General features: G+C 71.6%; 29 protein-coding genes. 22 read left to right on the forward strand and 7 right to left on the reverse strand.

The window, feature by feature from the left end; genetic code table 11:
• The first annotated feature begins 1 nt into the window (after position 1).
• The 12 genes from rpmD to truA all read left to right on the forward strand — a co-directional run bounded on the left by rpmD (position 2) and on the right by truA (position 8,277).
• The gene (gene rpmD / locus ACFIF2_RS09180; protein WP_003974250.1) at positions 2 to 184 is read left to right on the forward strand and encodes a 50S ribosomal protein L30; all 183 of its coding nucleotides are present in this window, start codon (positions 2 to 4) and stop codon (positions 182 to 184) included.
• A 2-nt stretch (positions 185 to 186) separates the two neighbouring features.
• Positions 187 to 642: a 50S ribosomal protein L15 gene (gene rplO / locus ACFIF2_RS09185; protein WP_043381011.1), complete on the forward strand. Its 456-nt coding sequence runs from the start codon at positions 187 to 189 to the stop codon at positions 640 to 642.
• A gap of 242 nt (positions 643 to 884) precedes the next feature.
• Positions 885 to 2,198 (forward strand): preprotein translocase subunit SecY, encoded by a 1,314-nt coding sequence (gene secY / locus ACFIF2_RS09190; protein WP_395572032.1) that lies wholly within the window; start codon positions 885 to 887, stop codon positions 2,196 to 2,198.
• Positions 2,198 to 2,851: an adenylate kinase gene (locus ACFIF2_RS09195; protein WP_395572033.1), complete on the forward strand. Its 654-nt coding sequence runs from the start codon at positions 2,198 to 2,200 to the stop codon at positions 2,849 to 2,851. The genes secY and ACFIF2_RS09195 overlap by 1 nt, the downstream gene beginning before the upstream one ends.
• A gap of 131 nt (positions 2,852 to 2,982) precedes the next feature.
• Positions 2,983 to 3,819, forward strand: coding sequence for a type I methionyl aminopeptidase (gene map / locus ACFIF2_RS09200; protein WP_395572034.1), 837 nt, complete (start codon positions 2,983 to 2,985; stop codon positions 3,817 to 3,819).
• Positions 3,820 to 3,979: 160 nt separating this feature from the next.
• Entirely contained in the window at positions 3,980 to 4,201 is a 222-nt protein-coding gene (gene infA, locus ACFIF2_RS09205; RefSeq protein WP_003948620.1) for a translation initiation factor IF-1, read from the forward strand.
• Positions 4,202 to 4,270: 69 nt separating this feature from the next.
• Entirely contained in the window at positions 4,271 to 4,384 is a 114-nt protein-coding gene (gene rpmJ, locus ACFIF2_RS09210; RefSeq protein ID WP_003974245.1) for a 50S ribosomal protein L36, read from the forward strand.
• A 188-nt stretch (positions 4,385 to 4,572) separates the two neighbouring features.
• Positions 4,573 to 4,953 (forward strand): 30S ribosomal protein S13, encoded by a 381-nt coding sequence (gene rpsM / locus ACFIF2_RS09215; RefSeq protein ID WP_004984507.1) that lies wholly within the window; start codon positions 4,573 to 4,575, stop codon positions 4,951 to 4,953.
• A 66-nt stretch (positions 4,954 to 5,019) separates the two neighbouring features.
• Positions 5,020 to 5,424: a 30S ribosomal protein S11 gene (rpsK, locus tag ACFIF2_RS09220; protein ID WP_003948617.1), complete on the forward strand. Its 405-nt coding sequence runs from the start codon at positions 5,020 to 5,022 to the stop codon at positions 5,422 to 5,424.
• A gap of 144 nt (positions 5,425 to 5,568) precedes the next feature.
• On the forward strand, positions 5,569 to 6,591 hold the full coding sequence (locus ACFIF2_RS09225) for a DNA-directed RNA polymerase subunit alpha (protein ID WP_003966937.1): 1,023 nt from the start codon (positions 5,569 to 5,571) through the stop codon (positions 6,589 to 6,591).
• 183 nt (positions 6,592 to 6,774) lie between these two features.
• Positions 6,775 to 7,278 (forward strand): 50S ribosomal protein L17, encoded by a 504-nt coding sequence (gene rplQ / locus ACFIF2_RS09230; protein WP_395572035.1) that lies wholly within the window; start codon positions 6,775 to 6,777, stop codon positions 7,276 to 7,278.
• 141 nt (positions 7,279 to 7,419) lie between these two features.
• Positions 7,420 to 8,277 (forward strand): tRNA pseudouridine(38-40) synthase TruA, encoded by an 858-nt coding sequence (gene truA, locus ACFIF2_RS09235; protein ID WP_395572036.1) that lies wholly within the window; start codon positions 7,420 to 7,422, stop codon positions 8,275 to 8,277.
• 6 nt (positions 8,278 to 8,283) lie between these two features.
• On the opposite strand, the gene ACFIF2_RS09240 is transcribed toward truA, so the two are convergent.
• Positions 8,284 to 9,168 (reverse strand): hypothetical protein, encoded by an 885-nt coding sequence (locus tag ACFIF2_RS09240; protein WP_395572037.1) that lies wholly within the window; start codon positions 9,166 to 9,168, stop codon positions 8,284 to 8,286.
• A 74-nt stretch (positions 9,169 to 9,242) separates the two neighbouring features.
• On the opposite strand from ACFIF2_RS09240, the gene ACFIF2_RS09245 reads away from it, so the two are divergent.
• The 4 genes from ACFIF2_RS09245 to glmM all read left to right on the forward strand — a co-directional run bounded on the left by ACFIF2_RS09245 (position 9,243) and on the right by glmM (position 13,319).
• Positions 9,243 to 10,484 (forward strand): glycosyltransferase 87 family protein, encoded by a 1,242-nt coding sequence (locus ACFIF2_RS09245; protein ID WP_395572038.1) that lies wholly within the window; start codon positions 9,243 to 9,245, stop codon positions 10,482 to 10,484.
• A 207-nt stretch (positions 10,485 to 10,691) separates the two neighbouring features.
• The gene (rplM, locus tag ACFIF2_RS09250; RefSeq protein ID WP_031041507.1) at positions 10,692 to 11,135 is read left to right on the forward strand and encodes a 50S ribosomal protein L13; all 444 of its coding nucleotides are present in this window, start codon (positions 10,692 to 10,694) and stop codon (positions 11,133 to 11,135) included.
• 42 nt (positions 11,136 to 11,177) lie between these two features.
• Positions 11,178 to 11,690, forward strand: a complete 513-nt coding sequence (rpsI, locus tag ACFIF2_RS09255) for a 30S ribosomal protein S9 (protein ID WP_019329617.1) — start codon at positions 11,178 to 11,180, stop codon at positions 11,688 to 11,690.
• Positions 11,691 to 11,960: 270 nt separating this feature from the next.
• Positions 11,961 to 13,319 (forward strand): phosphoglucosamine mutase, encoded by a 1,359-nt coding sequence (gene glmM / locus ACFIF2_RS09260; RefSeq protein ID WP_395572039.1) that lies wholly within the window; start codon positions 11,961 to 11,963, stop codon positions 13,317 to 13,319.
• A gap of 78 nt (positions 13,320 to 13,397) precedes the next feature.
• Here glmM and ACFIF2_RS09265 read toward each other — a convergent pair whose 3' ends face one another.
• Together ACFIF2_RS09265 and coaA are read right to left on the reverse strand one after the other, a co-directional pair.
• Positions 13,398 to 14,339: a DUF389 domain-containing protein gene (locus ACFIF2_RS09265; protein ID WP_395572040.1), complete on the reverse strand. Its 942-nt coding sequence runs from the start codon at positions 14,337 to 14,339 to the stop codon at positions 13,398 to 13,400.
• A 31-nt stretch (positions 14,340 to 14,370) separates the two neighbouring features.
• Positions 14,371 to 15,339: a type I pantothenate kinase gene (gene coaA, locus ACFIF2_RS09270; protein WP_395572208.1), complete on the reverse strand. Its 969-nt coding sequence runs from the start codon at positions 15,337 to 15,339 to the stop codon at positions 14,371 to 14,373.
• A gap of 217 nt (positions 15,340 to 15,556) precedes the next feature.
• On the opposite strand from coaA, the gene ACFIF2_RS09275 reads away from it, so the two are divergent.
• Positions 15,557 to 16,336 carry a hypothetical protein gene (locus ACFIF2_RS09275; protein WP_395572041.1) on the forward strand — a complete coding sequence of 260 codons (780 nt, stop codon included), beginning with the start codon at positions 15,557 to 15,559 and terminating at the stop codon, positions 16,334 to 16,336.
• A 179-nt stretch (positions 16,337 to 16,515) separates the two neighbouring features.
• Positions 16,516 to 18,363: a glutamine--fructose-6-phosphate transaminase (isomerizing) gene (glmS, locus tag ACFIF2_RS09280; protein WP_395572042.1), complete on the forward strand. Its 1,848-nt coding sequence runs from the start codon at positions 16,516 to 16,518 to the stop codon at positions 18,361 to 18,363.
• A gap of 94 nt (positions 18,364 to 18,457) precedes the next feature.
• Here glmS and ACFIF2_RS09285 read toward each other — a convergent pair whose 3' ends face one another.
• Positions 18,458 to 19,906: an NAD(P)H-hydrate dehydratase gene (locus tag ACFIF2_RS09285; RefSeq protein WP_395572043.1), complete on the reverse strand. Its 1,449-nt coding sequence runs from the start codon at positions 19,904 to 19,906 to the stop codon at positions 18,458 to 18,460.
• 70 nt (positions 19,907 to 19,976) lie between these two features.
• Between ACFIF2_RS09285 and ACFIF2_RS09290 the strand changes: the two genes are divergently transcribed.
• The gene (locus tag ACFIF2_RS09290) at positions 19,977 to 20,579 is read left to right on the forward strand and encodes a helix-turn-helix domain-containing protein (protein WP_395572044.1); all 603 of its coding nucleotides are present in this window, start codon (positions 19,977 to 19,979) and stop codon (positions 20,577 to 20,579) included.
• A 105-nt stretch (positions 20,580 to 20,684) separates the two neighbouring features.
• Here ACFIF2_RS09290 and ACFIF2_RS09295 read toward each other — a convergent pair whose 3' ends face one another.
• On the reverse strand, positions 20,685 to 21,056 hold the full coding sequence (locus ACFIF2_RS09295; protein WP_395572045.1) for a holo-ACP synthase: 372 nt from the start codon (positions 21,054 to 21,056) through the stop codon (positions 20,685 to 20,687).
• A gap of 108 nt (positions 21,057 to 21,164) precedes the next feature.
• Between ACFIF2_RS09295 and alr the strand changes: the two genes are divergently transcribed.
• The 3 genes from alr (at position 21,165) to tsaE (ending at position 24,231) form a co-directional block, all read left to right on the forward strand.
• Positions 21,165 to 22,331, forward strand: a complete 1,167-nt coding sequence (gene alr, locus ACFIF2_RS09300; protein WP_395572046.1) for an alanine racemase — start codon at positions 21,165 to 21,167, stop codon at positions 22,329 to 22,331.
• Positions 22,332 to 22,451: 120 nt separating this feature from the next.
• Positions 22,452 to 23,723 carry an alpha/beta fold hydrolase gene (locus ACFIF2_RS09305; RefSeq protein WP_395572047.1) on the forward strand — a complete coding sequence of 424 codons (1,272 nt, stop codon included), beginning with the start codon at positions 22,452 to 22,454 and terminating at the stop codon, positions 23,721 to 23,723.
• Positions 23,689 to 24,231: a tRNA (adenosine(37)-N6)-threonylcarbamoyltransferase complex ATPase subunit type 1 TsaE gene (gene tsaE, locus ACFIF2_RS09310; RefSeq protein ID WP_395572048.1), complete on the forward strand. Its 543-nt coding sequence runs from the start codon at positions 23,689 to 23,691 to the stop codon at positions 24,229 to 24,231. Before ACFIF2_RS09305 ends, tsaE begins: the two co-directional genes overlap by 35 nt.
• Positions 24,232 to 24,355: 124 nt before the next feature.
• Here the strand turns inward: tsaE and ACFIF2_RS09315 are convergent, their stop codons facing one another.
• Positions 24,356 to 24,493 (reverse strand): hypothetical protein, encoded by a 138-nt coding sequence (locus tag ACFIF2_RS09315; RefSeq protein ID WP_395572049.1) that lies wholly within the window; start codon positions 24,491 to 24,493, stop codon positions 24,356 to 24,358.
• A gap of 195 nt (positions 24,494 to 24,688) precedes the next feature.
• Positions 24,689 to 25,243: a hypothetical protein gene (locus tag ACFIF2_RS09320; protein ID WP_395572050.1), complete on the reverse strand. Its 555-nt coding sequence runs from the start codon at positions 25,241 to 25,243 to the stop codon at positions 24,689 to 24,691.
• Between the last annotated feature and the right edge of the window lie 102 nt (positions 25,244 to 25,345).

The raw sequence follows: 25,345 nt of genomic DNA on the forward strand, positions 1-25,345 counted from the left end.
CATGGCGCAGCTCAAGATTACGCAGGTCAAGTCCTACATCGGCAGCAAGCAGAACCACCGTGACACCCTGCGTTCCCTTGGTCTCAAGGGGATCAACACGCAGGTCGTCAAGGAGGACCGCCCCGAGTTCCGCGGCATGGTGCACACCGTCCGCCACCTCGTGACGGTCGAGGAGGTCGACTGATCATGGGTGAGCAGAACCCGCTCAAGATCCACAACCTCCGTCCCGCCCCGGGCGCCAAGACCGCGAAGACCCGTGTCGGTCGTGGTGAGGCGTCGAAGGGTAAGACGGCCGGTCGTGGTACCAAGGGTACGAAGGCCCGTTACCAGGTTCCGGAGCGCTTCGAGGGTGGCCAGATGCCCCTCCACATGCGTCTTCCGAAGCTGAAGGGCTTCAAGAACCCGTTCAAGACCGAGTTCCAGGTCGTGAACCTCGACAAGCTGGCCGCGCTGTACCCCGAGGGTGGCGAAGTCACCGTCGAGGGTCTGGTGGCCAAGGGTGCCGTTCGCAAGAACAGCCTCGTCAAGGTCCTCGGCCAGGGCGAGATCTCCGTGGCGCTGCAGGTGACGGTCGACGCCGTCTCCGGCTCCGCCAAGGAGAAGATCACCGCCGCCGGCGGTACCGTCACCGAGCTCGTCTGAACCTTTCAGGCGTCTCGATGACATGAGCGATCCCGACCGGGGATGCCCCACAAAAGGGGTATCCCCGGTTGGTCGTTCCAAGGGAAGTACTCCCGCCGGTAAGGTGGCCTGCGCTGCCCTCTTTCACGGGTGCGTCACATGGGGCACCCTGGGCGGCAGTTGACCGTTACTTACTTAGTCGTCAGTCGAATCCTCAAGACCGTCACCCTTGACGCAGTAGCGCGGGGGTCGCAGGAGGCACCGTGCTCACCGCGTTCGCCCGGGCGTTCAAGACGCCCGACCTGCGCAAGAAGCTGCTCTTCACGCTCGGCATCATCGTGGTGTACCGGCTCGGTACCCACATCCCCATTCCAGGCGTCGACTACAAGAACGTCCAGGAGTGCGTGGACCAGGCGTCCGGCAACCAGGGCATTTTCGGCCTGGTGAACATGTTCAGCGGTGGCGCCCTGCTGCAGATCACGGTCTTCGCGCTCGGCATCATGCCGTACATCACGGCGAGCATCATTCTGCAGCTGCTGACCGTGGTGATCCCGCGCCTGGAGGCCCTGAAGAAGGAGGGCCAGGCGGGCACGGCGAAGATCACGCAGTACACCCGCTACCTGACCATCGCGCTCGCCATCCTGCAGGGCACCGGCCTGGTGGCCACCGCCCGCAGCGGCGCCCTCTTCTCCGGCTGCACCGTCGCGGGCCAGATCGTCCCCGACCAGGCGATCTTCACCACCATCGTCATGGTCATCACCATGACCGCCGGCACGGCCACCGTCATGTGGCTCGGCGAGCTGATCACCGACCGCGGTGTCGGCAACGGCATGTCGATCCTGATGTTCATCTCGATCGCCGCGACCTTCCCCTCCGCTCTGTGGGCCATCAAGCAGGAGGGCACCCTGGCCGACGGCTGGATCGAGTTCGGCATCGTCATGCTCGTCGGCTTCGTCATGGTCGGCCTGGTCGTCTTCGTCGAGCAGGCGCAGCGCCGCATCCCGGTGCAGTACGCGAAGCGCATGATCGGCCGCCGCTCCTACGGTGGTACGTCGACGTACATCCCGCTCAAGGTGAACCAGGCGGGCATCATCCCCGTCATCTTCGCCTCGTCGCTGCTCTACATCCCGGCGCTGATCGTCCAGTTCTCCGGTTCGCAGGCGGGCTGGGCCGTCTGGATCCAGAAGAACCTGGCCGACCCCGAGGCCGCGCCGCACGTGGCTCTGTACTTCCTGCTGATCGTCTTCTTCGCCTTCTTCTACGTGGCCATCTCGTTCAACCCCGAGGAAGTCGCGGACAACATGAAGAAGTATGGTGGGTTCATCCCGGGCATCCGGGCTGGCCGACCGACCGCTGAGTATCTGAGCTACGTACTCAACCGGATCACCTGGCCGGGTTCGCTGTATCTGGGCCTGATCTCTCTCGTACCGACAATGGCGTTGGCCGGTTTCGGGGCAAACCAGAACTTCCCGTTCGGCGGGACCAGCATCCTCATCATCGTGGGTGTGGGTCTTGAGACGGTGAAGCAGATCGAGAGCCAGCTCCAGCAGCGCAATTACGAAGGGTTCCTCCGCTGATGCGAATCGTCCTCGTCGGGCCGCCGGGTGCTGGGAAGGGTACGCAGGCCACCCGCCTTGCCGAGACGCTGCACATCCCGCACATCTCCACGGGCGACCTGTTCCGCGCGAACATCAGCCAGCAGACCGAACTGGGCAAGCTCGCCAAGTCCTACATGGACGCCGGGAACCTCGTGCCGGACGAGGTCACCATCGCCATGGCCAAGGACCGCATGGAGCAGCCCGACGCCGAGGGCGGTTTCCTGCTGGACGGTTTCCCGCGCAACGTCTCCCAGGCCGAGGCGCTGGACGAGCTGCTCGAGACCGAGGACATGAACCTCGACGCGGTGCTGGACCTGGAGGCCCCGGAGGACGAGGTCGTCAAGCGGATCGCCGGCCGGCGCGTCTGCCGCAACAACTCGGCGCACGTCTTCCACGTGACGTACACGCCGCCGAAGCAGGAGGGCGTCTGCGACGTCTGCGGCGGCGAGCTGTACCAGCGGGACGACGACTCCGAGGAGACGGTCCGCAAGCGGCTCGAGGTCTACCACACGCAGACCGAGCCGATCATCGACTACTACAAGGCGCAGGGCCTGGTCGTCACCATCTCGGCGATGGGCCCGGTCAACGAGGTCACCGGCCGTGCGCTGGAGGCGCTCAAGCGCGACCAGTAGTCCTTCCCGTACGGCTGCAGCCGCGGTCCCTCGCCCGAGGGCCGCGGCTGTGCTGTGGGGTGGGGCCGGCCCCGCCCCGTATCGTTGGAAGCGTTCCCCGTACTCTCCGGTCCAGAAAGGCCGCAGTCCCCATGGTGCAGATCAAGAGCCCCGAGCAGATCGCCAAGATGCGTGAGGCGGGGCTGGTCGTCGCCGCCATCCACGCGGCCACGCGGGAGGCCGCCGTGCCCGGCGCCACGACCAAGGACCTGGACCAGGTCGCCCGCAAGGTGCTCACCGAGCACGACGCCAAGCCGAACTTCCTCGGGTACGGCGGCTTCCCGGCCACCATCTGCACGTCCGTGAACGAGGTCGTCGTCCACGGCATCCCGTCCGACGACGTGGTCCTCAAGGACGGCGACGTCATCTCCATCGACTGCGGCGCGATCATCGACGGCTGGCACGGCGACGCCGCGTACACGGCCTTCGTCGGCTCCGGTCACTCCCCGGAGCTGATCGAGCTGTCCCGCGTGACCGAGGAGTCGATGTGGGCGGGCATCGCGGCCATGAAGCAGGGCAACCGGCTGGTGGACATCTCCCGGGCCGTCGAGACGTACATCCGCCGCCAGCCGAAGCCCGGCGGCGGCAAGTACGGGATCATCGAGGACTACGGCGGCCACGGCATCGGCACCGAGATGCACATGGACCCGCACCTGCTGAACTACGTCGACCGCCGGCGCGGCAAGGGCCCCAAGCTGGTCCCCGGCTTCTGCCTGGCCATCGAGCCCATGGTGTCCCTCGGCACGCCCCGCACGGAGGTCCTGGAGGACGAGTGGACCGTCGTCACCACCGACGGCACCTGGTCCTCCCACTGGGAGCACTCCGTCGCCCTCACGGACCAGGGCCCGCTGGTCCTGACGGCTCCCGACGGGGGCAAGGCGAAGCTCGCGGAGCTGGGCGTGACGGCGGCGCCGGACCCGCTGGCGTGATCGGGGCATGACGATCAGCCCGGCGGGGCAGACTTTCTCGTTTCGCCTTTCCGGGTGTGCTGACGTAGACTGACTCGTCGGCTCCAGTGCACCCGCATGCCTGCATGCGCTCGTACGGCGTACGGGAGTCGATCAAGGTAGTCGATTCGAAGGGCGAAGCGTGGCCAAGAAGCAAGGTGCCATCGAGATCGAAGGCACTGTCGTCGAGTCTCTTCCGAACGCCATGTTCAAGGTGGAGCTCCAGAACGGCCACCAGGTCCTGGCTCACATCAGCGGCAAGATGCGTATGCACTACATCCGCATCCTCCCTGACGACCGGGTCGTGGTGGAGCTGTCTCCGTACGACCTGACGCGTGGCCGGATCGTCTACCGGTACAAGTAGATCTTGCCCACGTCCTGTGACGTCCGCGTCGCGGGACCGCCGGCAACTGACCCGGAGAACCTCACACCCATGAAGGTCAAGCCGAGCGTCAAGAAGATCTGCGACAAGTGCAGGGTGATCCGCCGTCACGGTCGGGTCATGGTCATCTGCGACAACCCGCGCCACAAGCAGCGCCAGGGCTGACGCACGACCGTTCCCTCCGCGATTCGCAAGACTTCGCGCGACGCGAGCTGAATTGTTCATACGCAGGACCCGGGCGCCCAGGCGTCCGACACCCCCGGTTCGGAGGCCGGGGACCTTGTCCGTACCTCGTACGGCGGACGGGGAGCCGGTTCTGTGGAAGACCTCCGAAGATCACCAGGAGCCATTGAATGGCACGCGTTTCCGGTGTTGACATCCCGCGCGAAAAGCGCGTGGAGATCGCCCTCACCTACGTGTTCGGCATCGGCCGGACGCTCTCGCAGCAGACGCTCGCCGCCACCGGCGTGGACCCGAACACCCGTGTTCGGGACCTCTCCGAGGAGCAGCTCGTCGCGATCCGCGAGTACGTCGACAACAACATCAAGACCGAGGGTGACCTCCGTCGCGAGATCCAGGCCGACATCCGCCGCAAGGTCGAGATCGGTACCTACCAGGGTCTCCGCCACCGTCGCGGTCTGCCTGTCCGCGGTCAGCGCACCAGCACCAACGCGCGTACCCGCAAGGGCCCGCGTCGCGCCATCGCCGGCAAGAAGAAGCCGGGCAAGAAGTAGTCCGCAGCGGACTCGCCGTCCAGCGGTCTTCGCTGTAGGACCGACCACCTCCCGTAGGAGTTATAGATGCCCCCCAAGGGTCGTCAGGGCGCTGCCAAGAAGGTGCGCCGCAAGGAAAAGAAGAACGTCGCTCACGGCCACGCGCACATCAAGAGCACGTTCAACAACACGATCGTGTCCATCACGGACCCGACCGGCAACGTGATCTCCTGGGCCTCCGCCGGCCACGTCGGCTTCAAGGGCTCCCGGAAGTCCACGCCGTTCGCCGCGCAGATGGCCGCCGAGTCGGCTGCCCGCCGCGCTCAGGAGCACGGCATGCGCAAGGTCGACGTCTTCGTCAAGGGCCCGGGTTCCGGTCGTGAGACCGCCATCCGCTCGCTCCAGGCGACCGGCCTCGAGGTCGGCTCGATCCAGGACGTCACCCCGACGCCGCACAACGGCTGCCGTCCGCCGAAGCGTCGCCGCGTCTGATCCGCCGCGTCGTACGCGACGCGTCTGATCTTGCTCCACCAGGGTTTCCACGGGCGGTACGGCTCTTTCGGGTCGTATCGCCCGTACCCTTGCAGTACTGGTCGGGCGTCAAATAGCGGGCGCCCCTGACTGAAGGACCACCACATGCTGATCGCTCAGCGTCCCTCGTTGACCGAAGAGGTCGTCGACGAGTTCCGCTCCCGGTTCGTCATCGAGCCGCTGGAGCCGGGCTTCGGCTACACCCTCGGCAACTCCCTGCGTCGTACGCTCCTCTCCTCGATCCCGGGTGCGGCGGTCACGTCCATCCGCATCGACGGTGTCCTGCACGAGTTCACCACCGTGCCGGGCGTCAAGGAGGACGTCACCGACCTGATCCTCAACATCAAGCAGCTGGTCGTCTCCTCGGAGCACGACGAGCCGGTCGTGATGTACCTGCGCAAGCAGGGCCCGGGTCTGGTCACCGCCGCCGACATCGCGCCCCCGGCCGGTGTCGAGGTGCACAACCCCGACCTCGTCCTCGCCACGCTCAACGGCAAGGGCAAGCTGGAGATGGAGCTGACCGTCGAGCGCGGTCGCGGCTACGTCTCCGCCGTGCAGAACAAGCAGGTCGGCCAGGAGATCGGCCGTATCCCGGTCGACTCGATCTACTCGCCGGTCCTCAAGGTCACGTACAAGGTCGAGGCCACGCGTGTCGAGCAGCGCACCGACTTCGACAAGCTGATCGTCGACGTCGAGACCAAGCAGGCGATGCGTCCGCGTGACGCCATGGCCTCCGCCGGTAAGACGCTGGTCGAGCTGTTCGGTCTCGCCCGCGAGCTGAACATCGACGCCGAGGGCATCGACATGGGTCCGTCCCCGACGGACGCCGCGCTCGCCGCCGACCTGGCGCTGCCGATCGAGGAGCTGGAGCTCACCGTTCGGTCGTACAACTGCCTCAAGCGCGAGGGCATCCACTCCGTGGGTGAGCTCGTCGCCCGCTCCGAGGCGGACCTGCTCGACATCCGCAACTTCGGTGCGAAGTCGATCGACGAGGTCAAGGCCAAGCTCGCGGGCATGGGCCTGGCGCTGAAGGACTCGCCTCCCGGGTTCGACCCGACCGCCGCGGCGGACGCGTTCGGCGCGGACGACGACGCAGACGCCGGTTTCGTGGAGACCGAGCAGTACTAAGAGCTCGGGCCGTTCGGTCCGTACTCGGGTGCGGGTGCGCTGTGGCTGGTCGCGCAGTTCCCCGCGCCCCTTCCGAGCACGGCCCCTACGGGGCCTGTGCTCGGATCTCCGACAGGCGACCGCCTGCTCGGATACTGACCTCGGTACCTGATACGGCCGGGGCAGACACCTAGGAGAAACACCATGCCGAAGCCCACCAAGGGTGCCCGTCTGGGCGGCAGCGCGTCGCACGAGAAGCTGCTCCTCGCGAACCTCGCGAAGTCGCTTTTCGAGCACGGCCGCATCACCACCACCGAGGCGAAGGCGCGCAAGCTGCGCCCGTACGCCGAGCGTCTGGTCACCAAGGCGAAGAAGGGCGACCTTCACAACCGCCGTCAGGTGCTCCAGGTGATCACGGACAAGAGCATCGTCCACACGCTCTTCACCGAGATCGGCCCGCGCTACGAGAACCGTCCCGGTGGCTACACCCGGATCACCAAGATCGGTAACCGCCGTGGCGACAACGCGCCCATGGCCGTCATCGAGCTGGTCGAGGCGCTGACCGTGGCGCAGGAGGCGACCGGCGAGGCCGAGGCCGCCACCAAGCGTGCCGCGAAGGACGCCGAGGGCTCCGCCGAGGTTTCCGAGGCCAAGGTCGACACGGCCAAGGCCGACGAGGCGCCGGCCGAGGAGTCCAAGGACGCGTAAGCGTTCTGCCGGGGGCTGTGTGATGGCGGCTGCGGCGTCGTCGTGGCTGGTCGCGCAGTTCCCCGCGCCCCTTTGCGGCGTTTGCGGGTCCGTCCTTTCCGAGGGCGGGCCCGCTTTCGTGTGTGCTGAGAGGATCTCTGGGTGAGTGACGAAGTAGAGCCGGGTTTCGTGCGGGTGCGGCTGGACCTGTCGTACGACGGGGCCGAGTTCTCCGGGTGGGCCAAGCAGGCCGGGGGGCGGCGGACCGTGCAGGGGGAGATCGAGGACGCGCTGCGGACGGTCACGCGGTCGCGGGAGACGTACGAGCTGACCGTGGCGGGGCGGACCGACGCCGGGGTGCACGCCCGGGGCCAGGTCGCGCACGTCGACCTGCCGCGCGAGGTGTGGGCCGAGCACCATGTGAAGCTGCTCAAGCGGCTCGCCGGGCGGCTGCCCAGGGACGTGCGGGTGTGGGCCCTGCGTGAGGCGCCCGACGGCTTCAACGCCCGGTTCTCCGCGATCTGGCGGCGCTACGCCTACCGGGTCACCGACAACCCCGGCGGCGTCGACCCGCTGCTGCGCGGCCACGTGCTGTGGCACGACTGGCCCCTCGACGTGGACGCCATGAACGAGGCGGCCCGCGGACTGCTGGGCGAGCACGACTTCGCCGCCTACTGCAAGAAGCGGGAGGGGGCCACCACGATCCGCACGCTTCAGGAGCTGAGCCTGGTGCGGGGCGCGGACGACGGGATCGTCACCGCCACCGTGCGGGCCGACGCCTTCTGCCACAACATGGTGCGCTCGCTCATCGGGGCGCTGCTGTTCGTCGGCGACGGCCACCGGCCGCCCGACTGGCCCGCCAAGGTGCTCGCCGCCCGCGTACGGGACTCGGCCGTGCACGTCGTACGGCCGCACGGGCTGACGCTGGAGGAGGTCGGCTACCCGGCCGACGAGCTGCTGGCGGCCCGCAACAAGGAGGCGCGGAACAAGCGGTCCCTGCCGGGGGCCGGCTGCTGCTGACGGGGGTTACCGCTCCGCGGCCGCCGACGCCTGGGCCTCGCCGCGTTGGCGGATCTGCCGGAAGGCGAACTCGGCGAGGTCGTCGCCGGCCCGGAACACCCCGGTGGACTTCTCCGTCACGTCCTTGCCGGTGGTGAAGCCGGAGACGGTGAAGTAGGCGTAGCGGCCGTAGGAGTTGGTGGTGGAGCGGCACACGGCGCCGGTGCAGAAGGACGCGACGCCGCCGCCGGACAGGGAGCGGATGATGCTCTTCTTGTCGGCCTGCCGCTTGGCCTTCGCCGCCTGCGCCTCGGTGTCGAAGACGGCCACGCCGACCGTCACGGCGGTGTCGCCCTGGGTGTAGGTGACCCGCATCAGCCGCGTGCAGTCATGCGCCGCGAGGACCTTCGGCAGGGTGCCCTGGGCGGCGGAGCCGCAGGTGCGGGTGTCGGCCGTGGGGCCCTTCTTGTAGACGGTCTCGCTCATGGTCAGCTGGGTGCCCGGGAAGAGCAGGTCCGGGCTGAGCGGGGCCTTGTCCTTCTGGACGCTGGAGACGAAGTCCTTGGGGTCCAGCGGCGGCGGCGCGCTGGTCGGGGCGAAGGACGGGGTCGTGGCCGTCGAGCTGGGTATGTCGGCCGTCGCCGGGAGCTGCGAGGAGGGGCCGTCGGAGGCCTGTCCCGAGCCGTTCGCGGAGACCACGGCCACGGCCACGGCACTGGCGATCGCCACGGTGGCCAGCGCTCCACCCCCGATGAAGAGCAGCCGGCGTCGCTTGGCGCGGGCCTCGGACGCCTCGGCGAGGGCGGCCCAGTCCGGGGTGCCGTCGTCGTGGCCACCGGTCCAGGGCTGCTGCTGCGATTGCGGTTTCCAGGGATCCCACTGCGACTGAGGTCCCCCCTGCCCAAAGCTCATGGGCCGCATCTTAGACGGGCCGAGCGGCGTGCTGGTGCGCCTCCGGGAGCCGCGCAGCGCCTAGCGTTCCCCTCATGCGGACGGGCAAAAGCGACATCTCCGGGTGGTTGGTGCGACCGGCGAACGGGCACCTGTGGGCGGTGCTCGTGGTGGTGCTGGCGGCGATCGTGACGCACGCGGCGCGGGTGACCTCGGACGGCGGAATGGACAACGCGATCGTCGTGCGGGCCGCCCGGACCTGGCTGGCCGGTGGCTCTCCATACGACGATCCGCACTTCCTCTACTTCCCGAGCGCGGTCCTGGCCGCGGCACCGCAGGCGCTGCTGCCCGCGGGGGTGCTGCGGGTGGTGGCGCCGTGCGCGGTGACGGTCCTGCTGGCGCTGGGCTGGGCCTGTGCGCTGCGGCTGCACCGCGTGCCGCTCGGCAGCCGGCTTGCGGTGCTCGGGCTGACCGGGCTGGCGCTGGGCTTCGCGCCGTTCGGACACCTGGTGCGCCTCGGGAACTGGACGGTGACGGCGGCCGTGGCCCTGCCGCTGTCCCTGCTGCTGGCGAGTCGGGGCCGGTGGACGGCGGCGGGCCTGGTCGTCGGCGCGGCGGTGGCCCTCAAGCCGCTGCTCGCGCCCGTCCTGCTGCTCTTCCTGTTCGCCGGGCGGTGGCGGGCGCTGGCGGCGGCCGTCCTGGTGCCCGCGCTGGCCTCCGGCGCGGCGGCCCTGGCGATGCCCGACCCGGCCGGCTTCGTCACCCGCACCCTGCCCTTCCTGCTCCACGGCGACGACGGCTTCGTACGGCTCTACGAGGCGTCCCCGGCGGCCGTGCTGCCCCGGCTCGGGGTCCCGGGGGCCCTCGCCCAGGGGCTGGCGGTGGCCGCGGCCGGGGCCGGGGTGGTGTGCGCGTACGTCCGCTGGCGCCGTGCCGGCCCCGGGCCGCTGCGGCTCGCGGAGACCGGCGCGGGCCTGATGCTGTCGGCGTTCCTCGTCTCCCGGCCCTCCTACGACCACTACCTCCTGGTCGTCCTGCCGCTGCTGCTCGCCGGGCTGTCGTACGCCGGCGCGGTGGCCCGGGGGCCCTGGTTCTGGATCGCCCTGGTGCCCCAGGCGCCGGGGCTGACCTGGCCCTGGCTGGAGTCGGGGCGGCGGCGGGCCTTCAAGGACGCCTTCACGCTGTGCGTACTGGCGGTGACGGTCGCGCGGCGGGCCCGGGACGGTACGGAGGGCGAGGTGGGGGTCGGCGTGGAGGCCGGTGCGGACGCCGGTGTGGATCACGGGGGTGCCGGGCGGGCGGTGGGGGCGGGGCGTGCCCCGGCGGCTCCGTTTTGACCCGGCTGGGGAACCCCGGGTACTCTGCACAGTCGTATGTGTATTGGCTTGCTCATTCTCACGTGAGGGGCCCTTACACCGGTCCACCGGGACCGATGACCAGCGACCAGCACGCGGTTTGCGTCACCGCGGTGCGGTCAGGGCTGTCGTGATCGTCTTCGGTGACCTTGTCAGGACCATTCACTGAAGAAGCGAAGGCTACGAACCGTGCGTACGTACAGCCCCAAGCCCGGCGATGTGACGCGCCAGTGGCACGTCATCGACGCTCAGGACGTTGTCCTGGGTCGTCTGGCCTCCACTACGGCCTCCATCCTCCGCGGCAAGCACAAGCCGATCTACGCGCCCCACGTCGACACCGGTGACTTCGTCATCATCATCAACGCCGACAAGGTGCACCTCTCCGGCAACAAGCGGACCCAGAAGATGGCGTACCGCCACTCCGGCTACCCGGGCGGTCTGCGCTCCGTGCGCTACGACGAGCTGCTCGACAAGAACCCGGAGAAGGCCATCGAGAAGGCCGTCAAGGGCATGCTCCCGAAGAACTCCCTGGGCCGTCAGATGCTCTCGAAGCTGAAGGTCTACAAGGGTGACCAGCACCCGCACGGCGCGCAGCAGCCGCAGCCGTTCGAGATCACCCAGGTCGCGCAGTAGTTCCGGCCACCCCCTAAGACTGAACAGAATCTGAGGAGCATCGTGGCCGAGACCACTGCCGAGCAGCCGCTCGAAGAGATCGACATCGACAGCTACACCACCGAGTCCGAGGTCCCCGTCGAGGGCGAGTACACCTCGGAGTCCATGGCGTCCGCCTTCGGCGAGCCCCAGCCGGCCGCCGGCCTGGGCCGTCGCAAGAACGCCATCGCCCGTGTCCGGATCGTCCCGGGCACCGGCAAGTGGAAGATCAACGGCCGCACCCTCGAGGACTACTTCCCGAACAAGGTGCACCAGCAGGAAGTCAACGAGCCCTTCAAGGTGCTCGAGCTGGAAGGCCGTTACGACGTCATCGCCCGCATCGCCGGTGGCGGTGTCTCCGGTCAGGCCGGTGCGCTCCGTCTCGGTGTCGCCCGCGCCCTGAACGAGGCCGACGTCGACAACAACCGCGGCCCGCTGAAGAAGGCCGGCTTCCTCAAGCGCGACGACCGTGCGGTCGAGCGCAAGAAGGCCGGTCTGAAGAAGGCCCGCAAGGCGCCGCAGTACAGCAAGCGCTAAGTCGCGCCGGCTGTACTCCGAACGCCCCGGCGGCACGCCACTGTGCTGCCGGGGCGTTTCGTTTATCCCCGTCGTTGGGCGTATAACGACACAAGACGTTCAGACGCTCAGACGTTCTTATGCCGAGAATTTCTGACGCTGAGAAGTTCAGGCGCTCAAAGGCTTGTGTGATCGGATGACCGGTCAGCGCATGCCCCGGACCACGGGAGCCGGCTGCGTGGGCCGCAACCGGCGGCCGCTTCCGGAATTGACGTTTCCTCAGGAGGACAAGTGGGACGACTCTTCGGCACGGACGGCGTGCGCGGTGTCGCCAACGCGGATCTGACGGCCGAGCTGGCGCTCGGTCTCTCCGTCGCCGCGGCGCACGTACTGGCCGAGGCGGGCACCTTCGCCGGGCACCGGGCGACCGCCGTGGTCGGACGGGACCCGCGCGCCTCCGGGGAGTTCCTGGAGGCCGCCGTGGTCGCGGGCCTGGCCAGCGCCGGCGTGGACGTGCTGCGGGTCGGCGTGCTGCCGACGCCCGCGGTCGCCCACCTCACCGGCGCGCTCGGCGCGGACCTCGGCGTGATGCTCTCCGCGAGCCACAACGCCATGCCCGACAACGGCATCAAGTTCTTCGCCCGCGGCGGCCACAAGCTCGCCGACGAGCTGGAGGACCGCATCGAGTCCGTCTACGCCGAGCACCGCACCGGCGCCCCCTGGGACCGCCCGACCGGCGCCGGCGTCGGCCGCGTCCGCGACTACGACGAGGGGCTCGACCAGTACGTCGCCCACCTCGTCGGCGTGCTCCCGAACCGCCTCGACGGACTGAAGATCGTCCTCGACGAGGCGCACGGCGCGGCCTCCCGGGTCTCCCCGGAGGCGTTCGCGCGGGCCGGTGCCGAACTGGTGACCATCGGCGCGGTGCCGGACGGCCTCAACATCAACGACGGCTGCGGCTCCACCCACCTCGACCTGCTCAAGGCCGCCGTCGTCGAGCACGGCGCCGACCTGGGCATCGCCCACGACGGCGACGCCGACCGCTGCCTGGCCGTGGACCACACCGGCGCGGAGGTGGACGGCGACCAGATCCTCGCCGTGCTCGCGCTGGCGATGCGGGAGCGGGACGCGCTGCGCTCGGACACGGTCGTCGCGACCGTCATGTCCAACCTGGGCTTCAAGCTCGCCATGGAGCGCGAGGGCATCCGGTTCGTGCAGACCGGCGTCGGCGACCGGTACGTGCTGGAGGAGATGAAGGAGCACGGCTACGCCCTCGGCGGCGAGCAGTCCGGGCACGTCATCATCCTCGACCACGCCACCACCGGCGACGGCACGCTGACCGGCCTGATGCTGGCGGCGCGGGTCGCGCAGACCGGCCGTACGCTGCGGGACCTCGCGTCCGTCATGGAGCGGCTGCCGCAGGTGCTGATCAACGTGCCGGACGTGGACCGGTCGCGGGTCGCCAGCTCCGCCGAGCTGGCCACGGCGGTCTCCGAGGCGGAGCGTGAGCTGGGCAGCACCGGGCGGGTGCTGCTGCGGCCCTCCGGGACCGAGCCTCTGGTGCGGGTGATGGTCGAGGCGGCGGACATCGAGCAGGCTCGGGCCGTCGCGGGACGGCTGGCCGATTCGGTGAAGTCGGCGCTGGGGTAGTCCCCGGCGCCGGGTTCGGGGTTCTGTGGGTCGCGGGCCGCGGGTTCGTCGTGGCTGGGCGCGCAGTTCCCCGCGCCCCTAGGTGGACTTGGTCATCCGGCCTCGTTGGGTTGCCCACAGGGCCTTCTGGGCCAGCAGGGTCAGGGTGCCGGCCATGACGATGCCGGCCAGGTTGAGCAGGAGCTGCTCGCTGGAGCCCACCATCTGGCCGGTGTCGCCGTAGCTCAGGGCGACGGCCGCGTTCGCGGCGGCCGGGACCGTGGTGACGGAGATGGCGACGCCCACCAGTGCGCCGGACTTCGACGAGGTCAGCGACAGGGTGCCCGCGATGCCGGCGAGGACCGCCACCACGAAGGAGAACCAGTCGGGGGCGTAGACGAAGCCGGTGTTGGGCCGGTCGGCGTCGAGTTTCTCCTCGCTGAACAGGCCGGCCCCGTCCATCACCCAGCTGAAGCCCACCGTCACCGCCATCGCCACCGCGAAGCCCACCAGCAGGGCGATCAGGGAGCGCAGGGCGAGGCGTGGCGCGCGCTGCACGATCGCCGTGCAGACGCCGGCCAGCGGGCCGAACTCCGGTCCGACGGCCATCGCGCCCACGATCAGGATCGCGTTGTCGAGCACCACACCGCAGGCCGCGATCATCGTGGCGAGCGTGATGAAGGCGACGTAGGTGATGGAGAGCGTCGACTCCTCGTGCGTCGCCTCCTCCAGCTGTTCCCACAGCACCGCGTCGGCGGGCTCGCCGGGCGCGTCCTTCTCCGCCTTCTCCGCGTGGGCGGACAGCGACAGGTCGATGCTCCCGGCGGTGATGGCGCCGCTGCTGTCGATGCCCAGCTCCCGCAGCCGGCCGATGAGTTGGTCGCCGGCCTCGCGGGCCACGTCGCACATGACGACGTCGCCCTCGGGATCGCGGGCGCAGCCCTTCAGGACGACCAGGTGGGTGGTGCCGACCGTCCGGTCGATCAGGTCGACCACTTCATCGGTCCGGTCGGCCGGGGTGATCAGGCGCAGATGCAGCATCCGGTATTTGTACCGGCTGCGGGGGCCGCCGTCACAGTTTTCGCAGGCGCAGCCGCTGCACCTTGTGGTCGGGGCCCTTGCGCACGATGAGGGTGGCCCGGCCGCGGGTGGGGGCCACGTTCTCCACCAGGTTCGGCTTGTTGATGGTGCGCCAGGTGGTGCGGGCGTAGTCGAGGGCCTCCTCCTCGGAGACCTGGGTGTACTTGCGGAAGTACGACGACGGGTTCTGGAAGGCCGTCGCGCGCAGCTTGCTGAAGCGGCTCAGGTACCAGCGCTCGATGTCCTCGGTGCGGGCGTCGACGTACACGCTGAAGTCGAAGTAGTCGGCGAGGCCGACCCTGGTGCGGCCGTCCTTGCCGGGCAGGGCGGGCTGGAGCACGTTGAGGCCCTCGACGATCAGGATGTCGGGGCGGCGGACGACGAGCCGCTGGTCCGGGACGATGTCGTAGATGAGGTGGGAGTAGACCGGCGCGGTCACCTCGGCCTTGCCCGCCTTGATGTCGGCGACGAAGCGGGTGAGCGCCCGGCGGTCGTAGGACTCGGGGAAACCTTTCCGCGACATCAGGCCGCGCTCCTCCAGCTCCCGGGTGGGCAGCAGGAAGCCGTCGGTCGTGACCAGTTCGACGCGCGGGTGCTCGGGCCAGCGGGACAGCAGCGCCTGGAGCAGGCGGGCGACGGTGGACTTGCCGACCGCGACCGAGCCGGCCACCCCTATGACGAACGGGGTGCCGGACTGGGAGCCCTGTTCGCCGAGGAAGGTGTTGAGCGCGCCGCGCAGGCCGTCGGTGGCGCCGACGTAGAGGTTGAGCAGCCGGGAGAGCGGGAGGTAGATGTCCCGCACCTCGTCGAGGTCGATGACGTCGCCCAGGCCGCGCAGCTTCTCCACCTCCTCGGCGGTCAGCGGCAGCGGCGTCTTGTCGCGCAGCGCGCTCCACTCGGGGCGGGTGAGGTCGACGTAGGGAGTCGCCTCCGGCCGCTGCCGGTGGGCGCTCCGGGGCATCGAGGGGACCGGAGAGATCACAGTCCATTGTTAACGGAGTACGAACGGGGCGGCAGGTGGGGTGTGTCACGCCGCTCGGGCCTTGCGGAGGGGGAGATCACGCCGGCGTCACGGTCGGGTACCGGGTGGCGCAACGGTGATCATCTGTCAGCCAGCTGTGAATACAGTGCTCGCACATACGTGCGGACCCTCCGCCGTCTGGAAGAAAGAGCCCACCGTGAGACTGACCGCCGTCCGCCGTACCGCCCTCGCGGCCTCCGCCGCCGCCCTGGCCCTGCTCGTCACCGCCTGCGGTTCCTCCGACGACGGTGGCGACAAGGCGTCCGACGGCGCCGAGGGCAAGGGCGACAAGACCGCCTCGGCGGCCCCGGCGCTCACCGCGGCCGAGCTGGAGAAGGCGGCCCTGGCGCAGGCGGACGTCAAGAACGGCAAGGTCACCGAGGTCTCGGCGGCGGACGACGTCGCGAAGGACAAGGTCAAGTCCGAGGGCGGGGACTGCGAGCCGCTGACGTACGCCGAGGTCGGCGTGCCGCTGGGCGAGCCGGTGGCGTCGGTGAAGCGGTCCTGGACGGAGGGGCCGAAGAAGCCGTCCGGCGACCAGACCACCGAGGAGGCCGTCGGTGCCGCGTTCGACCTGGACAAGGTCCTGCTCACGCTGGCCTCCTACGACGACGGGGGCGCGGAAACGGTCCTGAAGGACGTGAAGGCGGCGGCCGGCAAGTGCGCCGGAGGCTTCTCCTTCACCGCGATGGGCGAGCCGGCCAAGATCGCCAAGGTGGCCGAGGACAAGGCGCCGGGCGGTGCCGACGAGGCCGTCGCGATGACGATGACCATGGTCGGCGACGAGGGCGACGAGTTCCCGGTCAAGGTCGTCGTCACCCGTAAGGGCTCCACCGTCGCCACCTTCACCGTCCTCAACCTCGCCGCCGCCGGCTCCGGCAAGGACTTCCCGTTCCCGACGGAGATCAGCGACGCGCAGCTCGCCAAGCTCGGCTAGTCCGCGCTGGTCCGTGCGGGTCTGTGCGGGTTCGTGCAGGTCCGTGCGGGTCCGCGTTCGCGCCGCCCTCGGCGGGGCGTCGAAAGTTCCCACCGGGGCGTTCGCACCCCGGTGGGAATTTCCGATTCCGGGCACGGGAAGGCAGGTTCGGGACCGAGTCTGATCGTAGGCTGCCGTTCATGTGCGGAATCGTGGGATACGTGGGGTCTCAGTCGGCGCTCGACGTCGTGATGGCCGGACTGAAGCGACTCGAGTACCGGGGGTACGACTCGGCGGGCGTCGCCGTGCTCGCGGACGGCGGCCTCGCGACCGCCAAGCGGGCCGGGAAGCTCGTCAACCTCGACAAGGAACTGGCCGAGCGGCCACTGCCGGCCGCCCAGACCGGCATCGGCCACACCCGCTGGGCCACGCACGGCGGACCGACCGACGCCAACGCCCACCCGCACCTCGACAACGCGGGCCGGGTGGCCGTGGTCCACAACGGCATCATCGAGAACTTCGCGGCCCTGCGGGCGGAGCTGGCGGAGCGCGGCCACGAACTGGCCTCCGAGACCGACACCGAGGTCGTCGCCCACCTCCTCGCCGAGGAGTTCTCCGGCTGCGCCGACCTCGCCGAGGCGATGCGGCTGGTGTGCCGGCGCCTGGAGGGCGCGTTCACGCTGGTCGCGGTGCACGCGGACGCGCCGGACGTGGTCGTGGGCGCGCGCCGCAACTCGCCGCTCGTGGTGGGCGTGGGGGAGGGCGAGTCCTTCCTCGCCTCGGACGTGGCGGCCTTCATCGCGCACACCCGGGACGCCATCGAGCTGGGCCAGGACCAGGTCGTGGAGCTGCGCCGGGACGGTGTGACGGTCACCGGCTTCGACGGCGGCCCGGCCGACGTCCGCTCCTACCACGTCGACTGGGACGCCTCGGCGGCCGAGAAGGCCGGGTACGCCTCCTTCATGCTCAAGGAGATCGCCGAGCAGCCGAAGGCGGTCGCCGACACCCTGCTGGGCCGCGTCGACGGCTCCGGCATGCTGAGCCTGGACGAGGTCCGCATCCCCGCCGGCGTGCTCCGGGAGGTCGACAAGGTCGTCATCGTCGCGTGCGGCACGGCCTACCACGCGGGGCTGATCGCCAAGTACGCCATCGAGCACTGGACCCGCGTCCCCTGCGAGGTGGAGCTGGCCAGCGAGTTCCGCTACCGCGACCCGATCCTCGACCAGCAGACCCTGGTCGTCGCGATCTCCCAGTCCGGCGAGACCATGGACACCCTCATGGCCCTGCGCCACGCCCGCGAACAGGGCTCCAAGGTGCTCGCGATCTGCAACACCAACGGCTCCACCATCCCGCGCGAGTCCGACGCGGTGCTCTACACGCACGCCGGCCCCGAGGTCGCCGTCGCCTCCACCAAGGCGTTCCTCACCCAGCTGGTCGCCTGCTACCTGGTCGCCCTGTACCTCGGGCAGGTGCGCGGCACGAAGTTCGGGGACGAGATCCGCGACGTCGTGCGCGACCTGTCCCGGGTCGCCGGCGCCGTCGAGCAGGTCCTCGGGACCATGGAGCCGGTACGGGAGCTGGCGCGCTCCCTCGCCCACAAGAACACGGTGCTGTTCCTGGGCCGGCACGTCGGCCACCCCGTCGCCCTCGAAGGCGCGCTCAAGCTCAAGGAGCTGGCGTACATGCACGCCGAGGGCTTCGCGGCGGGCGAGCTGAAGCACGGGCCGATCGCGCTGATCGAGGAGGACCTGCCGGTCGTCGTGGTCGTGCCGTCCCCGCGCGGGCGGTCGGTGCTGCACGACAAGATCGTGTCCAACATCCAGGAGATCCGGGCCAGGGGCGCCCGCACCATCGTCATCGCCGAGGAGGGCGACGAGGCGGTCGTCCCGTACGCCGACCACCTCGTCCGCATCCCGGCGACGCCGACGCTGCTCCAGCCGCTGGTGGCCACGGTCCCGCTCCAGGTCTTCGCCTGCGAGCTGGCGACGGCCCGGGGCAACGAGGTGGACCAGCCGCGCAACCTGGCGAAGTCGGTGACGGTGGAGTAGGTCCCCCGGCGGTCGCCCGGTGGTCGTCGGCGGCAGGCGGCCGGTCAGCGGCCCTCCGGGGCGGGCGGGGCGGCGGCGGGCCAGGGGCCTCCGGTCACCCCCGGGCGACGTCCCGCCACGCCCGGGGGATCGCCCCGGCGACGTCCTCGGCCGCGACCGGCGCCCCCTCCGCCGCCAGGCGGCCCGCCAGCCCGTGCAGGTACGCCCCCGCGCTCCCCGCGTCCCGTGCCGACAGCCCGGCCGCCAGCAGCGAACCGGCCAGCCCGGAGAGCACGTCGCCGCTGCCCGCCGTCGCGAGCCACGACGTCCCCGTCGCGTTGACCCGCACCGGCCCGCCCCGCGCCCCGGCCACCACCGTCGTCGAGCCCTTCAGCAGCACCGTCGCCCCGTACCGCCCCGCCAGCTCCCGTGCCGAGGCCAGCCGCGCGCCCTCGACCTCCTCGCGGCCCACCCCGAGCAGCGCCGCCGCCTCCCCGGCGTGCGGGGTCATCAGCGTCGGCGCCGACCGCCCCCGCACCGCGGCCGCGTCCGCCAGACGCAGTCCGTCCGCGTCGATCAGCACCGGCACCTCGGCCGCCAGCACCTCCGCCACGGTCCCGGCGTCGTCACCGGCGCCCGGTCCGACCACCCACGCCTGCACCCGCCCCGCCCGCTTCGGGCCCCGGTCCGACACGAGCGTCTCGGGGTGGCGCGCGAGCACCGCGTCCCCGGCCGGACCGACGTACCGCACCGCCCCGGCCCCGCCCCGCAGCGCCCCGGCGACGGCCAGCACGGCGGCGCCCGGATAGCGTGCCGACCCGGCGGCGACGCCCACGACGCCCCGCCGGTACTTGTCGCTCTCCACCCCCGGCACCGGCAGCAGCCGCGCCACGTCCGCGTGCTGCAACGCCTCCAGCCCGGCCGCGTCCTCCGGCAGCGCCAGTCCGATGCCGACCAGCCGCACCGACCCCGCGTACTCCCGCGCCGGATCGACCAGCAGCCCCGGCTTGAGCGCCCCGAACGCCACCGTCAGGTCGGCCCGTACGGCCCTGCCGTGCACCTGCCCGGTGTCCGCGTCGACCCCGCTCGGCAGGTCCACGGCGACGACCGCCGCCCGGGACCGCGCGGCCGCGTCGGCGAGCGGCACCGCCTCCTCGCGCAGCCCGCCCTTGCCGCCGATCCCGACGATGCCGTCGACGACCAGGTCGGCGCGCGCGATCGCCTCCCCGGCGCACGCGGTGTCCGTGATCCGCCCGCCCGCCCGGCGCAGGGCCGTCACCCCACCGCCGTGCGCGCGGTCCGGCGTGACCAGTACGGCCGTCACGCCCGCCCCCCGCCGGGCGAGCCGCGCCCCCGCGTACAGGGCGTCGCCGCCGTTGTCCCCGCTGCCGACCAGCAGCACCACCCGGCTGCCGTAGACCCGGCCGGCCACCCGCCCGAGCACCTCGGCGCAGGCGGCGGCGAGCCCGGCCGCCGCCCGTCGCATCAACGTCCCTTCCGGCAGTCGCGCCATCAGCTCCCGCTCGGCCGTCCTCACCATGTCCACGCTGTACGCAGTCCGCATGCCGTCGAGTCTTCCCCGTACACCGTGACCACGCACGGACCGGCCTCCCGCGATGGGGGACAGTGGTGCCATGGGCGACGACGAGACGGCACAGGTGATGACCTCCCTGGGCGCCCGCCTGCGCGCGATCCGGCGGGCCCGCGGCCTCACCCTGGCGCAGCTCGGCGACGCCACCGGCATCTCCGTGAGCACGCTCTCCCGGCTGGAGTCGGGACAGCGCGAGCCGGGGCTGCGGCACCTGCTGCCGCTGGCCCGGGCGCACCGCCTGCCCCTGGACGAACTGGTCGGCTCCAGCACCGGCGACCCCCGCGTCCACCCGCGCCCGTTCACCCGGCACGGCCAGACCTGGATCCCGCTCACCCGCAACCCCAACGACGGGCTGCACGCGTACAAGCAGATCCTTCCCGCCCCGGCGGTGCCCCGGACCGCCGGGAGCCCGCGGCCCGGCCAGGGCTCCCACGAGGGGCACGAATGGATCTACGTCCTCTCCGGCCGGCTGCTCCTCGCCCTGGGCGACCACGACCTCGTCCTGACGGCCGGGGAGACGGCGGAGTTCGACACCCGCGTCCCGCACGGCATCGCCAACGCGGGGGACCGGCCCGTCGAGTGGCTCGCCCTGTACGGGTCCCAGGGCGAGCGCATGCACATCAGGGTCCAGCCGACGGGCACCTGACCGGGCGGGGCGGCGGCCCGGCGACGCCGGGGTTCCCGTAACCGCCCCCGCGCGAGAGGCGGCCGGCCGGGGAGCGGCCCCGGCTGGGGAGAGGCGGCCGTGCGGTCACCCCTCCGCGATCACCACCGCCGACGCCACCCCCGCGTCGTGGCTCAGCGACACGTGCCACGACGTCACCCCCAGCGCCGCCGCCCGCGCCGCCACCGTCCCCGTCACCCGCAGCCGCGGCCGGCCGCTGTCCTCGACGTACACCTCGGCGTCCGTCCAGAGCAGCCCCGCCGGCGCGCCCAGCGCCTTGGCCAGCGCCTCCTTCGCCGCGAACCGGGCCGCGAGCGAGGCGACGCCCCGGCGTTCCCCGCTCGGCAGCAGCAGCTCGCTGTCCCGGAAGAGCCGCCGCGCCATGGCCGGCGTGCGCTCCAGCGACGCCCCGAACCGCTCGATCTCGGCCACGTCGATCCCGACCCCGATGATGCTCATGCCGGGCACCTTAACGACGTGGCGGTCCCTCGGGGAAAGGGCGGGCCCGGCCCGCCGGGTCGCCGTCGCGGCAGCGGGGCACCGGGGCTCTGAGAGACTGTGGGGACGATGAGTGAGACAGCTGCTCGGCCGGACGCGACCCTGCGGGCCCGTGCCGAGATCGACCTGGCCGCCCTGCGGGCCAACGTCCGCGCCCTGCGCGAACGGGCCCCCGGGGCCGCCCTCATGGCCGTCGTCAAGGCCGACGCCTACGGCCACGGCGCCGTTCCGTGCGCCCGCGCGGCCGTCGAGGCCGGCGCGACCTGGCTGGGCACGGCCACGCCGCAGGAGGCCCTCGCGCTGCGCGCGGAGGCGGGGCTGCCGGACGACGTGCGGATCATGTGCTGGCTGTGGACGCCGGGCGGCCCCTGGCGGGAGGCCGTCGAGGCCCGCCTCGACGTGTCCGTCAGCGGCATGTGGGCCCTGGACGAGGTCACCGGGGCGGCCCGGGCGGCGGGCCTGCCCGCCCGCGTGCAGCTCAAGGCCGACACCGGCCTCGGCCGGGGCGGCTGCCAGCCGGGCGAGGACTGGGAGGAGCTGGTGCGGGCGGCGCTGCGGGCCGAGCACGAGGGGCTGCTCCGCGTCACCGGCCTCTGGTCCCACTTCGCCTGCGCCGACGAGCCCGGCCACCCCTCCATCGCCGCGCAGCTCACCCGCTTCCGGGAGATGACGGCGTACGCCGAGGCACAGGGCCTGCGTCCCGAGGTGCGGCACATCGCCAACTCGCCGGCCACGCTCACCCTGCCCGACAGCCACTTCGACCTCGTACGCCCCGGCATCGCGATGTACGGCGTCTCGCCCAGCCCCGAGATCGGCGCCCCCGCCGACTTCGGACTGCGCCCCGTGATGACGCTGTCCGCCTCGTTGGCCCTGGTCAAGCGGGTCCCCGGCGGTCACGGCGTCAGCTACGGCCACCACTACACCACCGCCGGCGAGACCACCCTCGGCCTCGTCCCCCTCGGCTACGCGGACGGCGTCCCGCGCCACGCCTCCTCCGCCGGCCCGGTCCTGGTCGCCGGCAAGTGGCGCACGGTCGCGGGGCGGATCGCGATGGACCAGTTCGTCGTCGACCTCGGCGGGGACCTGCCGGAACCGGGCGCCGAGGTGGTGCTGTTCGGCCCCGGCGACGGCGGTGAGCCCACCGCCGAGGACTGGGCGCGGGCGGCGGGCACCATCGGGTACGAGATCGTCACGCGCATCGGAACCCGCGTCCCGCGCGTCTACGTGAACGAGTGAGGCGCCCTGCCGCGGTGTGACGCGCACGACGTACCCGCCTGTCGTGCATGACCCGCGCGTTCGGGTGAATCAGAAACCAGAGGGGCACCGCACAGGGGACCCGGCGAAGAGGAGCGGTACGTGAGCGAGAGCAGCGCGGAGGTCGTCGCGGACGTCGCCGCGGCGGCCGTCGCCTCCGCCACGGAGGCCGCCACCGAGGTCGCCGCCGGCGGCTGGCGCCGGGCGACCGGCATCGCCGGGGTGGCGATAGGCGTGGTCGCGGCGGGCGCCGCCGCCGGTGTGGCGATAGAGCGGCTCACCGTCGGCCGCGGGATGCGCCAGAGGGCACGGCTCGCCCTCGACTCGACCGGCCCCTACGGCGCACTGCGCGGCACCCCCGGCACGGCCCGCGCCGACGACGGCACCGAGCTGTACTACGAGGTCGACGACGTCGACCCGCAGACGGAGTCCGCGCTCACGCGGCGGCGCCGGCGGCTGTTCGGCCGTAAGGCGCCCGCCCCCGTGACCGTCGTCTTCTGCCACGGCTACTGCCTCAACCAGGACTCCTGGCACTTCCAGCGGGCCGCCCTCAGGGGCGTGGTCCGCACCGTGCACTGGGACCAGCGCAGCCACGGCCGCTCCGGACGGGGCGTGTCCCAGGTGCGGGACGACCGGCCGGTCACCATCGACGAGCTGGGCCGCGACCTGAAGGCCGTCATCGACGCGGCCGTGCCCGACGGGCCGATCGTGCTGGTCGGGCACTCCATGGGCGGGATGACGGTGATGGCCCTGGCCGACGCGTTCCCCGGCCTGGTCGCCGAGCGGGTCGTCGGCGTCGCCCTCGTCGGCACGTCCTCGGGGCGGCTCGGCGAGGTCAACTTCGGCCTGCCCGTGGCCGGCGTCAACGCGGTCCGGCGGGTGCTGCCGGGCGTGCTGAAGGCGCTGGGGCAGCGGGCCGACCTGGTGGAGAAGGGGCGGCGGGCGACGGCGGACCTGTTCGCCGGGATCATCAAGCGGTACTCGTTCGCGTCCCGGGACGTCGACCCGGCCGTGGCCCGGTTCGCCGAGCGGATGATCGAGTCGACGCCGATCGACGTGGTCGCCGAGTACTACCCGGCCTTCAACGACCACGACAAGACGGCGGCCCTCGCCCACTTCGCGGGCCTGCCGGTGCTGGTGCTGGCCGGCGTGCGGGACCTGGTGACGCCGAGCGAGCACAGCGAGGCGATCGCCGACCTGCTGCCGGACGCGGAGCTGGTGCTCGTCCCGGACGCGGGGCACCTGGTGATGCTGGAGCACCCCGAGCTGGTCACCGACCGCCTCGCCGACCTCCTGGCCCGCGCGGGCGCCGTGCCGGCAGCGGCTACCGTGGAGGGCTATGGAAGCACCAGCAGCACCGCAGGGCCCGGCTGAGCCCTCCGGGACCCCGGAGCCCGCCCCCGACGTCGAGATCACCGTCACCTCTCCCGAGCAGATGCGGGACCTGGGCCGCAGGCTCGCCAAGGTGCTGCGCGCCGGCGACCTCGTGATGCTCAGCGGGGAGCTGGGCGCGGGCAAGACGACGCTGACCCGGGGGCTCGGCGAGGGCCTCGGCGTGCGCGGCGCCGTCACCTCCCCGACCTTCGTGATCGCCCGCGTCCACCCCCCGCTCGGCGACGGCCCGCCCCTCGTCCACGTCGACGCCTACCGGCTGTCCGGCGGCCTGGACGAGATGGAGGACCTCGACCTCGACGTCTCCCTGTCCGACTCGGTGATCGTCGTGGAGTGGGGCGAGGGCAAGGTCGAGGAGCTGACCGAGGACCGGTTGCAGCTCCGCATCCACCGGGCCGTCGGCGACACCACCGACGAGGTGCGGCACGTGACGCTGACGGGCCTCGGGGAGCGCTGGGAGGCGGCCGACCTGAGCGTGCTCGCCGTCTGAGCCGGGCCGCGTCCGGGGGCGTTCCGACAAGACGTCGGCAAGATATTGCGTTCGGGGTCTTGCGCGTGGTCACATGGTACCCAGCTCGTAGTTAGGCATGCCTAACTACGCCCGCCCCCGACCTTCAGGAGGCGTCCATGCCGAAGGCCGAGCCGCAGTCCCAGTCGCAGGACCAGTGGCCGTCGCGGTCGCAGTCGCCGGCACACGCGCGGTCGCAGGTCCGGCCGAGGCCGGAACCGCCCGCGCTCACCAGGGTTTCCATGCGCGACCTGCTGGCCTCCTGCGCCGCCGCGACGGCGATCTCGACGCCGCCGTCCGCGCCCGAGCCGGAGCGCCACCGCCCCGCCCGCGACCACCGCGAGGCCGCCTGACGCGTGCGGGCCCGAGGCGTACGGGCCGACGCGTACGTGCCCGGCGCGTGCGGGCCTGCGGGGGCCGCGGTCCGCGCGTCCCCGCCTCACGGCACGACGACGACCCGCTGACCGATCGTCGCGAAGTGCCACATCGCGTTGCCGTCCGCGCGCGTCTGGCGGATGCCGCCGGTGCGCTCGCCCGGGTCGGGCTTCGCCGTGGAGCCGTCCGTCGCCGCGCTGAACCCGATGACCACGCCCCGCACGCTGGCGAAGCGCACGACGTGCTCGACCGGGACGCCGTCGGACCCGGTGACCCGGTTCGAACGGGACGTGACCGCGTAGGTGCCCGGCGCCGGGTCGACCGCGCTGGGCGTGACCCGGAACGTGCGCTGGACCCGCTCGTCGGGGCCGACCAGCCACACCCGGTCGTCGTCCACCGAGTACACCACCCGTTCCCCCTGCCCGGACCCGGTGGGCAGGGCCTCCGGGTGCCGCCGATCGCGGGGGGCCTTGGAGGCGCCGGGGGCGGGCGGGCCGCTCGCGTGGGCGCGTCCGAAGTCGGCCGGGGCGGTGGCCGCCGCCTGGTAGGCGAGGTAGCCGATCGTGGTGAGGGCCGCCGCGGTGAGGCCGGCGACGATACCGGCGCTGCTGCTTGCCACTGGCGACCACCTCGTCGTCGTACGTCCTGCTGCGTTCCCGGCGACCGTAGCAGTACGTGACCGCGTGATCGCGGTGGGCGACGCCGGGTGCCGGGGCGGGTC

The sequence above is a fragment of the Streptomyces sp. BK79 genome, from assembly GCF_044142145.1.
In the GTDB taxonomy this organism is placed as follows: domain Bacteria; phylum Actinomycetota; class Actinomycetes; order Streptomycetales; family Streptomycetaceae; genus Streptomyces.